The sequence below is a fragment of the Leptolyngbya sp. Cla-17 genome, from assembly GCF_016807185.1.
Classification (GTDB): Bacteria; Cyanobacteriota; Cyanobacteriia; order Leptolyngbyales; family Leptolyngbyaceae; genus ULC077BIN1.
This window is the reverse complement of sequence record NZ_JAEVYN010000001.1, coordinates 744,131-757,297: the sequence shown is the minus strand read 5'-3', so window position 1 is coordinate 757,297 and position 13,167 is coordinate 744,131. Positions and strand designations below refer to the sequence as shown.

Here is a 13,167-nt window from a genome sequence, read left to right as displayed (position 1 = left end):
ATAGGAATTAGGGAAAGAGAATCAGGGAGCAGGATTGAACTTCCTACTCCTTAATTCCTAAGCTTCCATCTTTCAAATCCCTAAACTTCAATCCCCATGACTGATTCCCTTTCCTCTTTGATTCAAGCTGTAGATGCCGCTGATTCTTCCAAGGGTTTGCTAGAAGCAGTGCAAAACCTTGCAGACGCACATCTAGAAGGTTCTATTCCGACACTAATCGCGGCTTTAAGCTATAACAATCCAGGAGCAGCAGTAGCAGCCGTAGACGGGTTAATTCAACTGGGAGAAGCCGCCGTCCCCCCCTTGCTGGAGCAACTGGATCGGCACAACTACACGGCTAGAGCCTGGGCAATTCGGGCACTGGCTGGGATTGGCGACCCTAGAGGACTCATTACTTTATTGGGAGTGGCTACGGCTGACTTTGCCCTCAGTGTTCGTCGAGCCGCTGCTAGGGGCTTAGGAATGATGAAATGGCACTGGTTTCCAGATAATCTTCTAGAAATCGCTCAGGCAGAAGTCTTGGAAGCCCTGCTGTTTGTGGCACAGCAGGATGATGAGTGGATAGTGCGTTATTCGGCTGTCTCAGGCTTACAGTCGCTTGCAGACGAGATCGCGTTGACCTATCCAGAGTGGCGATCGCAAATTGAATCTCAATTCGAGCAAATGGCGATCAACGATAGCAATGAAGCAGTGCGTGCTAGGGTTTGGATGGCACAGCAGCATCTTCGGGCAGAAACATTGGCGCAGCCCCCAACCGTTGAGGCACAGCCATCACCTCTTTCAGACACAGACTGGCAGATGATTTTAGAGAAGCTGTACGATCGCAAAGGACAAGAGCGTGTGGTATTCGCAGAGGGTGACCCGCGCCGCTATAAAGAACTCGCCGGATCTATCGCTCAAACGCCTGATTCTGTGTAAATCATTAAATCACTGATTCTGAAATACTGATGTCGAGATCCGAGAGGCTTGGACAACAGTGAATAAAAAGAGTAGGAGATCATCTACATTTCGGCAAAGCTGGCGATCTCCCAAGCTCAGCGCCACTCTAAAGCAGATTGGTAGCGCTATGACTTTGGCGTTAAAAGAATGAGTTGTTGATGTTGCAGCGATCGCACATCCGCCAAGCTTGATTCAACTGTCTGCAACATCTGCTCAATTGTCTTCTGCTGCGTTTGGTTGCCATCACAGGCAAGTAGGAACTGCCACTCTGCCTCAGTTAGATTCACCACTTGATAATCCTGGTTAAAAAATTGCCGACTGTCGCGCCAGCCCTGAATGCAAGGACTGGGTTCTGGCATTGCTGCCAGCAAATCCGCATCGACTAACCAGTCTTGTCGAGGCAACGGAGTCCTCGCCAAAAAGAATTCGTAGTGAGTAATTGCCTGCGGATCAAGCAATTCAATTAGGCGATATCGTTGGCGATCCGTTAGAGGCTGCGATCGCTCAATTAACTCCGGTGCTTGTCCAATTAATCGTTCCAAATCCCAGACCTGTGGATTAGAGAATCCAACAAACTCCAACCCAGATGCATCAATCAACTCAAATACGGTGTTGATGTTGTAATCGATCTCTTGCGGGTGTACATACATATCCGCAAAGTAACCATCCCTTTGATTTTCCCAAGACCACCGTTCCGTTTCCCGTTTTCGTAACCGATTATCTTCGGGTAACGCTGCAAACAGTTGCCGTCCGACCTTCACCCCATCTGTGTAATCACCGCGCTGGTCACCTTGCAGTAGAGCGATCGCCTCCTGCATCAGCATAATTTCCCACCGTCCCAACTCACCATAAACAAAAATATGCAGTATCCCACCCGGTGCCAGCTTTTTCGCGAGTGCCTGAATACCACGAATCGGATCAGATGTATGGTGCAGCACTCCCACACAGTTAATCAAATCAAATTCACCCGGCAGTTGATCGACATCAAACAAACTCAGGTGATGAAACTCTACTCCCGTTGCTCCAGATTTCTGACAGCGTTCCTTTGCCACTGCCAGTGCTCCAGCACTCAGGTCAATACCCACGATCTCCGCATCCGGATTTAGATGCACCAAATATTCCGTTCCCACACCCGTCCCACATCCGGCATCGAGAATTCGTGCATCTTGCCGAGTCGGCTTTTGTCCGGTGCAAAAGTTATAGGCGGTCAGCCAGTTCCAACGCCAGTTATACCCTGGTGGCGGTTCATCCAACAACGGTTCGGGCGGAAAGGGATAGGTATTATAGAGCTTGGCAACAGCTGCACTAATCGCTTGAGAATCGGGCATGGTTGGTGTTGATGATGGATGAATATGTATCCAGTTGTCATTATCCCAAACTCCATCCCGATAACAGCAATGATGCCGAAAAATAGGTAAAAGCGATCGCCCTTACCTAAACAGCGATCGACTGTGCCAAAACAAACGATGCTAACTTGGAGCTTAAATTTTCAAACCACAACTTCCCCACTCCAAGAAAATCTGGAATGAAGCACAAAGATTTTACATGTCTGCTACATGGAGTCGTTTTGAACCATCTGTAGACTGAATTTTTTCGCCTATTGTGATCGCTACTGATGTGATCGCTACTGAAATTTTGTTGTCATGAGTGGTTTTTATCTAGGCGTAAAGACCGCTCTTGTAGTTTTATGATGTAAAGAGTAGCGCTACCAAACCTGTAGATTGTCTTTCTGGAGCGGTAGAAAGCATACAAGCGGAACATCAGAGATATCGTTGTTTAGGGTTTAGATTGCAATGGATGTAATGGAGTTTTTTCAACTGAGCACGGGGACATGGCGATCGCAGCGAACCACCCATCACCTTGCATTCAAACGCGCTGAAGCAGGCGCATCGGCAATTCAGGTTGAGGCTTTTGCCGCTGACCATCCGAAAGTAATTGAGATCTGCCAACTCCACGAGGTTGATCCTGCTCTTGCGATCGGTGGGGCATTTGTCTCTTGGCATGGAGCCATGAGTTGGGATCGGAACGACGATGAGAATCATGAAGGGTCCACTGTGTTTGCCCTGATTCCCGATGCCGATCAACCCCGTCAAGGAATTTTGCTGCGAGAGCGGGGTTATGCCGAAATTGTGCCTGTTGCGGGGCAATATCACATGGATGAAGAAGATGCATTAGTGCTGACGACCGAGTATGAAACGATGAGTTCGATCGAGCGCTTCTGGTTTGCTAGCCCAAGCCTCCGGATGCGAACCAGTACGGTCAAGCGATTTGGTGGTTTCAGTACAGCTACTTTTTGCACTGAATTTCGGGTTGCCGATGTTGAGGGTGATGCCCTCAGTTTAGAAGCTGATTCCTCAAGTCTTTCTCCTGAATCGGCTCAAGCTACCGTTGAACCGACAGAATACTTCTCTCTTTTGGGCTGCTAGATTTTGGTTCAGCAATTAATTGTCACCACCAGTTCCGATCCATTCATTCGTGGGCTGGATTATCTGTATGGGGTTCGTAGTCTAGCTCTAGTGCCAGAGATGGTGGGTGTGGTTGATGACCTAGCGCATCGGGGTTCGATTTGCACCTGGATTGGTGATCACATTGATAGGGTGAATAGCCAATTGAATGCGTATCTTCAGATGTGCCACGATTGCTTTCACCTCCAGGAGCAGCGCTCCATCCAAATTTTTGCGGCTCCGCTGGTTCGGTCATTTGAAATAGATGGGTTTTGCAACCTTCAAACCAACCCTATAACCATCTTGATTGATGTGGGGCAAGTGGTGCCCGAAGACTGGCTGCGGTTAGTTGTTCATGAATATGCCCATGCTCATGCGGGTTTTCCTGGGCATCACTCACAGTTTGGGCGATCGCTGGCTCATCTTTGCTTAGGATTAGAGATTCCCTTCCCGCTCGATCAGCCTGACCATGGCGACTGGTTGCGGTTTTATCCCGATTGTGTCGCAACTCAAGATTCATTAGCATTTTGGCGTGGTGAAGAGGTCAGCAGGCGATCGCTAAATTAAGTTATGTAATGTTCATCAGACTAAATCGAATAATGCAGCACCCGTACCTATATGATCAGGACTAACTTTGTAAGATTTCATTAGAAAAGGGAGATTTATTAGGCGTGGCACTTCCTCTTTTAGAATATTCCCCAAATAGTCAAAATCAACGGGTCGAGAGCTATGAAGTTCCTGGAGACGAGCAACCCAGGATCTATTCTACAGATAACCTGCTTTCTTCTTCAGATATGGACAATCTGATTGAAGCAGCTTATCGGCAGATGTTCTTCCATGCTTTTGCTGCTGATCGCGAGAAAGCTCTGGAGTCCCAACTTCGCAGCGGTCAAATCACAGTCCGAGACTTTATTCGTGGTTTGGTGCTTTCCGATACTTACAAGCGCAGTTTCTACGACCTCAATAGCAACTACCGCTTTGTGGAGCAGACTGTGCAACGGGTATTGGGTCGTGATGTCTACAGCGAGCGCGAAAAGATTGCTTGGTCGATCGTCGTTGCTACCAAAGGCATTGTGGGTTTTATAGACAAGCTACTCAACAGTGACGAATACTTGGAAGCGTTTGGGTACGATATCCTTCCCTATCAGCGTCGTCGCGTACTGCCGGGTCGGGCAGAGGGCGAACGTCCTTTCAACATCACATCTCCCCGCTACGACGAATACTATCGCCGTAAGCTTGGCTTTCCACAGTTTATTTGGCAAACCACTGTTCGCAGTTATGTTCCACAAGAACAGAAGGCTGTTGCAGGTAGCCCGTCTCAATTCCTAAATATGGCGCGGGGCATTAATCCTCAGGGTAATTTGCCTCAAAGGATCTCAGCACTTAACATTGATATCGAAAAATCCGTTCCTTATCGCAAAAGATAAAGTGCTCTCAGCAATTTGCTAGCAGGAGTTGTCTGTTCATTCAGACAGCTCCTTTTTTATTAACCAGCTTCAGATATGGTGGTATCGTCCGAACTGAAACCCAGTGTTAGCAGGGCTTTACGGATTTTCGCTTTAGAAGGACGGGCTTTTGGAACGGCTAAGCCCAGTTCCCTCGCTGTCTCAAACAACTCTCGCATCAAAAGATCTAGCGAAATATCATCGGCATCTTCTGGAAGCTGCTCTATTCTTCCTTCATAGGCTAAGGTATACAGCTCTAGATGGTGCTTTCCCATTACTCTAGCTAGCTTTCTCAAGGTTTCAGGAGTAGGACAAGTTCCTTTAAAACAGGCACCCCTTAACCGGGGTTGCGGTACCCCTGCTAACTCCGCGAGATGGTTCATACTGATACTCTGCTTTTCCAGGTATTGCAAAACGAACTGCCCTAAAGGAGAGCAATCTTCGGCTTTGATTTGTAACCTGGCTGGCATTGGTTTGGTACCAGAAAAATTCCAACATTGATAAGACAGCTGACTGAAAGCGATCGCGCTCAATACAATGTTGCCATTTCAAGCGGTGCGATCGTCGTCTATTTTACACTCTACCCCTTCAAATTCCTTGTTTATCTTCCATGCTTATCGAACTGATGGTCAGGATGGCTGAGAAGTAAATCGACCAGCAAGATCGACCAGGGTAAGGATAACGGGTAGAAAATTCCTTTGATGTCTAAAGTAGAGGCAGCAAACAGTCCAGTAAAACCATCGCTTAAAATTCCTAGTTATTCGTTGAGAAAGTGATCTGGCTGCTTTTGCGTTCTCTTTCATCCCCAAGGAAACACGGTTTAACTGCTAACAAAAAGACAATCATCGCAAGTTGTAATTTACCGCATAGGGATTGGAACCCACTTTTGGAAAGTCTCTAGATGCCCCCAGTAAGCAAGATACCCGGTAAGCGCCCAGATTAGAGCCGCCGCTACAAGCACTGCTGCACCGAGCAGCCGCCAAGCTCGGTTAGTTTTTAGGTAGAGAGTTGGTGCCGCAAAGATACCTCCTAGCCCCGTAAGAATAAAACCAATGCCTGATAGCAACGGTTGCTTTGTCAAACCGAGGTTCATGATGCGGAATCCAATCACGACAGCAGCAATGCCAACAAAAAAGGCATAAATTGCAACTGTTAGAAGATCCCAACCCTGGGATAAAGCAATAGCCGCTGTGAGGAGTATAATCCCAAACAAAACGGTGGTTTCACCAAAAGCGATGTTAAAGCTACCCACGATCGGCCAAGTCCATATCATGTGTAAACCAGTTGCTAAGGCGATGCCGCCCGTCATCCCGAAGCCAGGAATCCATCGTTTCTGATTTGGGCTATCAAGTCCCTGATATACGTAGTAAGCCAGTAGAAACAATCCGGCTACCATATTAATCAGCATCAGCGTAATGTAATCAATAAACATGATTGACCTCTTGATGTTGCAGTGGAACGGCAATCTCCTAATCAAGGTAATCTAAAATTTGAACACTCGCTTCAAGATGATGTTGATGCAATCTTAAGCACTGGTGTCAAGTGTACAGTGCCAAATTGAATACCATTGAGACAAATTCATGTCATCAAGTGAACCAGGTTGCTGTACGCCTCAAGCGATCGAAGGTTGATGCAGTTTGCCATTCTCTGTACGTGCTCGAAGCGAATCGCTGGCAAAGACAGGCACTACAGCCTCACATGATACAAATTTATGACTACGAAAAATTAAAAAGCCACTGTACAACAAGCTTGGTTTAAATAGGGTATATTCTAAGCGGGAAACGCCCCTAGACAAAGATCCTGGTTCACTCAGGGTTCAGGCGACCTAAGGTGAATTTTTATCCCACTTACTTAAGCCATGTGCCTAAAAGGCTAACGATGACAAAAACTATCTCAGCAGTTAAGGCATTTATTGATACCTACGATAGTGAGCCTTTGACCTACCAAGATCTGGACGATGCGATTGAAGCCATTTGTTGTAGCGTAGAGTTCAGAAGTTTGCTGTTGGCGCTAATTGAAAGCAACGCTTTTTCTGAAGAGTTTGGCAAGGAATTTGCTTCAGTCGAGGCGATTTCAGGTTTGTCAGCCTGCCGCAGACTGCGGAGCAGTTTGAGTCTCTCGTTAGGCAGCTTTTTTGGACTGCTGACCGAACTCACAACGGCCTTTGACGCAGCTATCGGAACTGAGTGGTCTTTATTCTCAAATCGACTGTATCAGTCTGACCTGGGCAAAACCAAGCTCTTGGCGCGTCTCTTAAGTAGCCGGGATGCAGATTTTTATCAGGAGCTAGCGGCTCATTTGGTTAAGGCTAACCCCCATGCCTTATATCCAACCTCTAGCTATCGCGAAAGTCGCGGACATGTCGTCAGCACGCTAGATGGTCTAAGCATTGAGGCGGTGATGAGCGCAAGTACCTTCACTTCAATCAAGGTGCTAGAGAACTCGCTAGACCCACAGCAGCACCTCCTGAGGGATATGTATATCGCCTTCAAGCGCTGTGTTTGTTTAATCGATCAGAACGTAGAGCGCTACTACGGTCAGAAGATTGAGGATTATTTTCATCATCACCAGATTCGTCTCGATAAGCTTGTCTACCGAGCTATGGAAGTTGATAAAGGCATTCATACGGTGGAACGAATGCTGGGCGACTTTAAGCGGCTAGGTGTTTCTAGAAATGAACCTGTGTTGATTGTGGGTGGCGGTGTGTTGAGCGATACAGGTGGTCTTGCCTGCGCTTTGTATCATCGCAATACGCCCTATGTGATGCTCTCGACGTCGATCGTGTCTGGGATTGATGCGGGTCCATCTCCACGCACCTGCTGCGATGGCTTTGGCTACAAAAATCTGTTTGGGGCTTACCATGCGCCCATTCTTTCGATTACTGATCGCTCTTTCTTTAAGACCCTGCACCCCGGATGGCTGCGGCACGGCATTGCAGAAATTATCAAGATGGCGGTTGTGAAAAACGTAGAGCTTTTTGAGGCTCTGGAGGAGGCAGGTTCACAGCTTATTCTTTCTCGATTTGGTACAGTTCACTGTCAACCCGACGATGAGATTAGCCGTCGATCGCAGCGTATTCTGGGGCTAGCAATGCAAAGCTATGTGGAGGCTGAATACGACAACCTCTACGAAACGCATCAGTGTCGACCTCATGCCTATGGTCATACCTGGTCTCCAGGCTTTGAAATTGAGTCTGGATTGCTGCATGGTCATGCCGTTGCCATTGGCATGGGGTTTGGAGCCTACCTGAGTTATCGCCTCAACTGGATCAGTGCTGAGGAGCTTCATCGGATTCTGCGTCTGATCAGCAGCTTTGAGCTAAGCCTCTGGCACGATATTTTGCTCAACCAGGAAACGCTTTGGGCGGCACAGGAAAAAATGGTTCAGAAGCGGGGTGGAAACTTGGCTGCACCTCTGCCTAAGGGTGAAATTGGTCACTGTGGTTATCTCAATTCTCTCACCCGTGAACAGCTCCATGAGGCGATTTTAGGCTACCAAACGATCTGTGCAGATTACCCCAGACAAGGTATCGGTATTGAGCCGCTCTGCCGGGATGTGGGACTAGAAGACCCCTCAACCACATTTCATTCGTCAGTGGAGCTAATCGCTCACCCAGAAAACGGGGCACAAATGCTGTCAGAAGTCTAGAGAGGGATGTTCTAAGAATATGTCGCCAGAAATATTCGACTTTGTGATCCCGCTCTATCAGTTGCGTTGGAACACTAGGGCTGTCTTAGAGGGAATCACCGCCCACTACGCACCGCGTTCGATCCATGTCATTGCACCAGAGCAACAAGCGCAATCCCTTAAAACGCTAGTCAAAGGGTGGAAAGTCGCACCAGTTTATGCTCACGCGGAAGAATTCTTCTTTCACAGGAGCGGTCTGACCAAGCAGGCAATCTGTGCCGAGCTTGAGCTAGGAGCATCGCTTTACACCCCCGGCTGGTTCTATCAACAGTTGCTTAAGCTTGGTGCGGCTGAGGGGATTAAAGACTTGAGCGAATGGTTCATGGTCTGGGATAGTGATCTGCTGCCTATAAAAGCATGGTCGATCGTCCAGCAGGCGCAGTATTCATTCGCATTGCTTCAGCATAATCAATGGGGCAATGCTGCGATCGTGACTGCTTGGGCAGAATGGATCCGTTCAGTGCTTGCAGTTGAGCCGCTGACAGATCATGAAGGAACTTTCGTGCCGCACCACATGTGGTTCAAGCAAACCCATCTCGAATCTTTTAAGCAGCAGATTAATCGCTATTTTCAAACAGATGATTCTTGGCTATTGCTGATGATACGCTCTGCTAATCAGTTTGGTACTTTCAGCGAATATTGGTCCTATGTTTCGTGGGTTGCTGCTCACGCTCCTGCTGATTTATCATTTCATCCCTACGAGCACTATGGAGCGACGACCGAGCGATTTTTTGATGATGGTACGGGACTGTTTTTTACGGCACTTCAGCAATATCAAATGCCGACCTCTGCTGAAATCGACAGTCCTAGTTATGCTGAGGTAGAAGCATTTGTTCAAGCTGCCTATGGTTCAGATCCAATGCCATCTTCTCTATCGTTTGAAAGCAGTCCGAGGCATCTAAAGAAGGGAAATGAGAACAGACATATTGAAGAATTGCGCTCTCGTTGGCAGATAATTAGCGCCCAGCCTTAGAGAGTATTTGTAGAAAGGCGTTAAGTTTTTTTACCCTACTCTACTCGGATTATTTCTAATCGTCGCAGCATCAATCGATCATCGCAAAATAAATGCGCTTTATTCGGTCGAGTGCCAGCGAATGCTTCACACGCTTCAATTCATCGCTACTAAGTCAGACAGGCGCTGCTGAATCTTGAGACTAAAAGCGATCGCGCAAACAAACCCCATCTTTAAATAATTAGACAAACCCTTTTCCATACTCTCTGTAGACTATACTTTGCTCGTTTTGCCTCTCTCCTTCAGCTCCCGCAACCCTGAAAAGCTCTCTGCGTTAGTGGCAGCGGTAGGAAGCAATGCGATCGCAGGCACGATCGCGGAGGCTACTAGTTTCACCGATAAGTTCTGGATCATCTCACAAAGCCAAACCTAACTAACCGTAATCCGAGATGGCGGAGAAACAGCAATAGTCTCTGAATCATTACCAGCGAGACATCACACCGAGAGTCAGGAGGGTCATCATCAGCATTAATCCACCCGCCAATCCATAGGTTGTGCTCAATCCCACCCATTGGCTGAGAGGTTGACTGGCAAACGGTGAAATAAACTGCCCCAGAAAAAAGCTAGTGGTTAAGCCACCCAAAATCCGTCCCCGTAAAACTGCTGGAGTGGATGAGGTCAAACATACAGTCATGTTAGGCATTAACAATCCCACGCCTAACCCACCGATCGCCAAGCCAAGTAAGACTATTTCATAGGTGCGCCCGAAACTGATGACTAGATAACCAAGACCCATCAGCAAAAACGCGATCGCGTAGAGATTCAGAAAGGTAAAACGCGCTTTAAGGCGCTGATAGCTGAGGGCACTGATGGAAGTGGCAAGCGTGGCACAGGCGATCGCCAGCCCACTTTGAGCCGCATTGGCGTTAGTGAGTTGCTGAAGATAAAAAGGAATCTGCACCGGAATCATGTAGAACACAATTTGAGTGACCAGCGCAATACTGTAGGTCGTGAGCAGCAGCAACCAGGGAACTGACTCGGAAACAACTGCCTCAGAGGATTGTGCGGCCGAATTGGCAGAAGGTTCGGACAGTACCAGCAGAATGAAGGGTAAAATCAGCCATGCCAGCAGGTAAATTAAGAATGGGAACCGCCAATTAAGGTCAGCCAGATAGCCGCCCAGAGTCAGGAAAATTACACCGCCGAAGCCCATGAAAGCGGCTTGCAGTCCGAGAAATTGGGCACGGGCAGCACCCCCGTAGTAATCGGCAATGAGCGTGGTGGCGGTGGTCATGATCCCAGCCACACTCAAGCCCAGCAGCACCCGCCCCAGCAGCAGCAGCCCAATCTCATTTAGCAAAAAACCAGAACTGCCCGCCAAACCATAAAGAAAGACGGCAGCACCCAGTAAGCCTTTGCGCCCAAAGCGATCGATGATGGTTCCAGCAATGGGGGCACCGATCGCAATAAATAGCGCTGGAGCAGTCAAGATTAATCTCACCCAGTAATCGGCATTAGGCACCTCTGCAAAGTGCTGCCGCATGGCTGGAAGAGCCGGGGCGATCGTCGCGCCTGCCATGACGGTGAGGGTGCTGACCAGCAGTAACGTTGCTTTGACGAGAAGAGTGTCTGGACTGCGGGATTTCATCATACTTTTAGGAAGGTTTTAATGACGATTTGCATAGGCATCGTAGTGTTCTTCTACGCTCAAAACATTCCTACGAAACTGAGCCAAAACTCTGATTAGTGAGTTTAACTTGGCAACATCAACGCCACTGTTTTTTCCAGCATCTTTGGATCGCTAAGCAACTGTGCTGCCATTTGTTTCGCCTGCTCACCGGGGTAAACATCTTCAACCCCCTCGATCGCGGCTTGTAATGCCTCGCTGACTACTTCTTCAGGCGACACTTTCGGTTCAGGATAAGCTTTGCCCATGCCAATATCAATGGTCGCAGGCAAGACCGCGATGACTAGCGTTCCTTGTGCCGCTAGCTCTGCTCGCACTCCCTGGGTGAGCGACAGGGTCGCTGCTTTAGAAGCACTGTAGCTGCCGTTGAAAGGAAGATTGACGCGCGCCACCATGGACACCATATTGATCATTGCCCCGCCGCCATTTTGTTTCAGCACCGATGCAAAGGCACGGCACATCATCAACGTGCCAAAATAGTTCACGTCTATTTCCATGCGGGCATGGGATAAATCAGGCGCGGCGATTAGCCCTTGATTGAATCCAACCCCAGCGTTATTGATCAGCAGGGTTACGTCTTGGCACAACAACGCGGCTTGGTTGACTGATTGTTCGTTGGTGATGTCGAGAGCAACCGGAATAATGATGTTGGGATCAGTGGCTACCAGGTCGGCTAGCGAATTGGGATTACGAGCCGCCGCATAAATTTTGGCAGCACCGCGCGATCGCAGCGCCTCCATATAATATTGACCTAAGCCTCCGTTGGCTCCTGTCACAAGCGCAATTGAATTCGCAATTTCCATCTTTTCCTCCTCTATAAAATGCCGCCGTTCATCTGAATGATCTAGCCATTCACCCATTGACTTTCGATATTGTTCAGATCTGATTAAACTGCGATTGCTTCTACTTCACTACTTCTAAGCGTCTCGACAATCGCTCTGCCTTATCTTGGTTGCCAGAGTAGGTAATAGCCACATTTGCACGAGCACGCCCCAACCGTTCAGCGATCGCTCGCGATGCTCCTGCTAACAAGTGCTACTTTGCCAGCCAACGCTGACATTGCCTTGCCTCCCGATCAAAACTGGAAATAATTACTAACCATTAAGGTATACTCCTACTAACTTTTTGGGAAGTACTTACTTTTTTGTAAGGTCAATGTAGGCTCACGAAAGAAGCGATTCTGATGCAATCAGATCAAACCGACGGCACATCCTTTGTGCAAATGACTCTTAGCGTATTGGGCGGCAAATGGAAGCTTTTAATTTTGTGGCATCTTAAAGATGGCGGAAAACGCTACAGCGAGTTAAGACGGTTAATGCCTGAAATTAGCGAGAAAATGCTGATTCAGCAACTTAAGGAACTCGAAAAAGACACCATCATTAGCCGCACGACTTTATCAGCCATGCCTCCAAAGGTTGAGTATGCCTTCACAAGCTACGGCCGAACCCTTATACCCGTCTTTCAACCCCTGTGTGAGTGGGGACAAGAGCATCTTAAACGGATGAACATGAATCAATCTGTTTGACCCAAACAGCCCTGCATTGATTACTCATTCACAACTTTGAATAAGCAAAAAAAGCTTGGACTAATGGACAAAAAAATCATTTTTGCTGCGATCGCAAATCTGCCATCAATACATTAATTCGCTCGGCAACATCAGCTTTTGCATCTGGATCAGCATCATACAAAAACACATCTAGCACAAACCAACGACACAGCAATGGATCAATAAAAATCAATCTTAGAATCAGTTGATTCAAAACCTCTGTGACGAGATCGTTTGGTAAGCGCCGGATTTCATCTCGAATGGCTAAGGCAGTCTCTAAGTTCCGGCTTTCACCGACTTTTGTTACAGCTTGAACTACAGCCTCAACCAGTTGGGGTAAATTGATTCCCGACTGACTCGATTCATTAGGTAAGGATTGATCGTTCAAGGGAATTGCGTGTTAGAAGGTGAGATAGTAGAGAGGCTGGCATAGCAATAGTTAACTGGCAGCCGGAAAGGCAATCACA

The 13,167-nt window shown here is 47.8% G+C and carries 15 protein-coding genes; 8 read left to right on the top strand and 7 right to left on the bottom strand.

The annotated features are described in order from the left end of the window. Nucleotides 1–96 precede the first annotated feature (96 nt). Nucleotides 97–918 carry a HEAT repeat domain-containing protein gene (locus JOY44_RS03470; protein ID WP_171572335.1) on the top strand — a complete coding sequence of 274 codons (822 nt, stop codon included), beginning with the start codon at nucleotides 97–99 and terminating at the stop codon, nucleotides 916–918. 146 nt (nucleotides 919–1,064) lie between these two features. On the opposite strand, the gene JOY44_RS03465 is transcribed toward JOY44_RS03470, so the two are convergent. After that, the gene (locus JOY44_RS03465; RefSeq protein WP_171572334.1) at nucleotides 1,065–2,267 is read right to left on the bottom strand and encodes a class I SAM-dependent methyltransferase; all 1,203 of its coding nucleotides are present in this window, start codon (nucleotides 2,265–2,267) and stop codon (nucleotides 1,065–1,067) included. A gap of 465 nt (nucleotides 2,268–2,732) precedes the next feature. Between JOY44_RS03465 and JOY44_RS03460 the strand changes: the two genes are divergently transcribed. From JOY44_RS03460 to JOY44_RS03450, 3 genes are all read left to right on the top strand, one after another. Then, nucleotides 2,733–3,365 carry a phycobiliprotein lyase gene (locus JOY44_RS03460; RefSeq protein ID WP_171572333.1) on the top strand — a complete coding sequence of 211 codons (633 nt, stop codon included), beginning with the start codon at nucleotides 2,733–2,735 and terminating at the stop codon, nucleotides 3,363–3,365. 3 nt (nucleotides 3,366–3,368) lie between these two features. Next, nucleotides 3,369–3,950 carry a hypothetical protein gene (locus JOY44_RS03455; RefSeq protein WP_171572332.1) on the top strand — a complete coding sequence of 194 codons (582 nt, stop codon included), beginning with the start codon at nucleotides 3,369–3,371 and terminating at the stop codon, nucleotides 3,948–3,950. 104 nt (nucleotides 3,951–4,054) lie between these two features. Then, the gene (locus tag JOY44_RS03450; protein ID WP_171572331.1) at nucleotides 4,055–4,810 is read left to right on the top strand and encodes a phycobilisome rod-core linker polypeptide; all 756 of its coding nucleotides are present in this window, start codon (nucleotides 4,055–4,057) and stop codon (nucleotides 4,808–4,810) included. A 59-nt stretch (nucleotides 4,811–4,869) separates the two neighbouring features. Here the strand turns inward: JOY44_RS03450 and JOY44_RS03445 are convergent, their stop codons facing one another. Continuing rightward, nucleotides 4,870–5,298 (bottom strand): helix-turn-helix domain-containing protein, encoded by a 429-nt coding sequence (locus JOY44_RS03445; protein WP_171572330.1) that lies wholly within the window; start codon nucleotides 5,296–5,298, stop codon nucleotides 4,870–4,872. A 389-nt stretch (nucleotides 5,299–5,687) separates the two neighbouring features. Further along, the gene (locus JOY44_RS03440) at nucleotides 5,688–6,260 is read right to left on the bottom strand and encodes a DUF981 family protein (protein ID WP_171572329.1); all 573 of its coding nucleotides are present in this window, start codon (nucleotides 6,258–6,260) and stop codon (nucleotides 5,688–5,690) included. 446 nt (nucleotides 6,261–6,706) lie between these two features. On the opposite strand from JOY44_RS03440, the gene JOY44_RS03435 reads away from it, so the two are divergent. The 3 genes from JOY44_RS03435 to JOY44_RS03425 all read left to right on the top strand — a co-directional run bounded on the left by JOY44_RS03435 (nucleotide 6,707) and on the right by JOY44_RS03425 (nucleotide 9,900). After that, the gene (locus JOY44_RS03435; RefSeq protein WP_171572328.1) at nucleotides 6,707–8,476 is read left to right on the top strand and encodes a sedoheptulose 7-phosphate cyclase; all 1,770 of its coding nucleotides are present in this window, start codon (nucleotides 6,707–6,709) and stop codon (nucleotides 8,474–8,476) included. Between the two features lie 19 nt (nucleotides 8,477–8,495). Beyond that, entirely contained in the window at nucleotides 8,496–9,488 is a 993-nt protein-coding gene (locus JOY44_RS03430) for a DUF6492 family protein (RefSeq protein ID WP_171572327.1), read from the top strand. Between the two features lie 259 nt (nucleotides 9,489–9,747). Then, nucleotides 9,748–9,900, top strand: a complete 153-nt coding sequence (locus JOY44_RS03425; protein WP_207211154.1) for a hypothetical protein — start codon at nucleotides 9,748–9,750, stop codon at nucleotides 9,898–9,900. 48 nt (nucleotides 9,901–9,948) lie between these two features. Here the strand turns inward: JOY44_RS03425 and JOY44_RS03420 are convergent, their stop codons facing one another. The 3 genes from JOY44_RS03420 to JOY44_RS32280 all read right to left on the bottom strand — a co-directional run bounded on the left by JOY44_RS03420 (nucleotide 9,949) and on the right by JOY44_RS32280 (nucleotide 12,186). After that, the gene (locus JOY44_RS03420; RefSeq protein WP_197984924.1) at nucleotides 9,949–11,118 is read right to left on the bottom strand and encodes an MFS transporter; all 1,170 of its coding nucleotides are present in this window, start codon (nucleotides 11,116–11,118) and stop codon (nucleotides 9,949–9,951) included. A gap of 101 nt (nucleotides 11,119–11,219) precedes the next feature. After that, nucleotides 11,220–11,957, bottom strand: coding sequence for an SDR family oxidoreductase (locus JOY44_RS03415; protein WP_171572325.1), 738 nt, complete (start codon nucleotides 11,955–11,957; stop codon nucleotides 11,220–11,222). 100 nt (nucleotides 11,958–12,057) lie between these two features. Next, on the bottom strand, nucleotides 12,058–12,186 hold the full coding sequence (locus tag JOY44_RS32280) for a hypothetical protein (protein ID WP_281063275.1): 129 nt from the start codon (nucleotides 12,184–12,186) through the stop codon (nucleotides 12,058–12,060). Nucleotides 12,187–12,337: 151 nt separating this feature from the next. Between JOY44_RS32280 and JOY44_RS03410 the strand changes: the two genes are divergently transcribed. Beyond that, entirely contained in the window at nucleotides 12,338–12,679 is a 342-nt protein-coding gene (locus JOY44_RS03410) for a winged helix-turn-helix transcriptional regulator (RefSeq protein ID WP_171572324.1), read from the top strand. A 76-nt stretch (nucleotides 12,680–12,755) separates the two neighbouring features. Here the strand turns inward: JOY44_RS03410 and JOY44_RS03405 are convergent, their stop codons facing one another. Then, the gene (locus JOY44_RS03405; RefSeq protein ID WP_171572323.1) at nucleotides 12,756–13,088 is read right to left on the bottom strand and encodes a hypothetical protein; all 333 of its coding nucleotides are present in this window, start codon (nucleotides 13,086–13,088) and stop codon (nucleotides 12,756–12,758) included. Nucleotides 13,089–13,167: the final 79 nt, after the last annotated feature.

Bases quoted from the DNA above. Each gene is read 5' to 3' on its own strand.
- JOY44_RS03420 (WP_197984924.1), bottom strand. From the start codon at position 11,118: ATGATGAAATCCCGCAGTCCAGACACTCTTCTCGTCAAAGCAACGTTA.
- JOY44_RS03460 (WP_171572333.1), top strand. From the start codon at position 2,733: ATGGATGTAATGGAGTTTTTTCAACTGAGCACGGGGACATGGCGATCG.
- JOY44_RS03440 (WP_171572329.1), bottom strand. From the start codon at position 6,260: ATGTTTATTGATTACATTACGCTGATGCTGATTAATATGGTAGCCGGA.
- JOY44_RS03410 (WP_171572324.1), top strand. From the start codon at position 12,338: ATGCAATCAGATCAAACCGACGGCACATCCTTTGTGCAAATGACTCTT.
- JOY44_RS03430 (WP_171572327.1), top strand. From the start codon at position 8,496: ATGTCGCCAGAAATATTCGACTTTGTGATCCCGCTCTATCAGTTGCGT.
- JOY44_RS03435 (WP_171572328.1), top strand. From the start codon at position 6,707: ATGACAAAAACTATCTCAGCAGTTAAGGCATTTATTGATACCTACGAT.
- JOY44_RS03445 (WP_171572330.1), bottom strand. From the start codon at position 5,298: ATGCCAGCCAGGTTACAAATCAAAGCCGAAGATTGCTCTCCTTTAGGG.
- JOY44_RS03470 (WP_171572335.1), top strand. From the start codon at position 97: ATGACTGATTCCCTTTCCTCTTTGATTCAAGCTGTAGATGCCGCTGAT.
- JOY44_RS03415 (WP_171572325.1), bottom strand. From the start codon at position 11,957: ATGGAAATTGCGAATTCAATTGCGCTTGTGACAGGAGCCAACGGAGGC.
- JOY44_RS03465 (WP_171572334.1), bottom strand. From the start codon at position 2,267: ATGCCCGATTCTCAAGCGATTAGTGCAGCTGTTGCCAAGCTCTATAAT.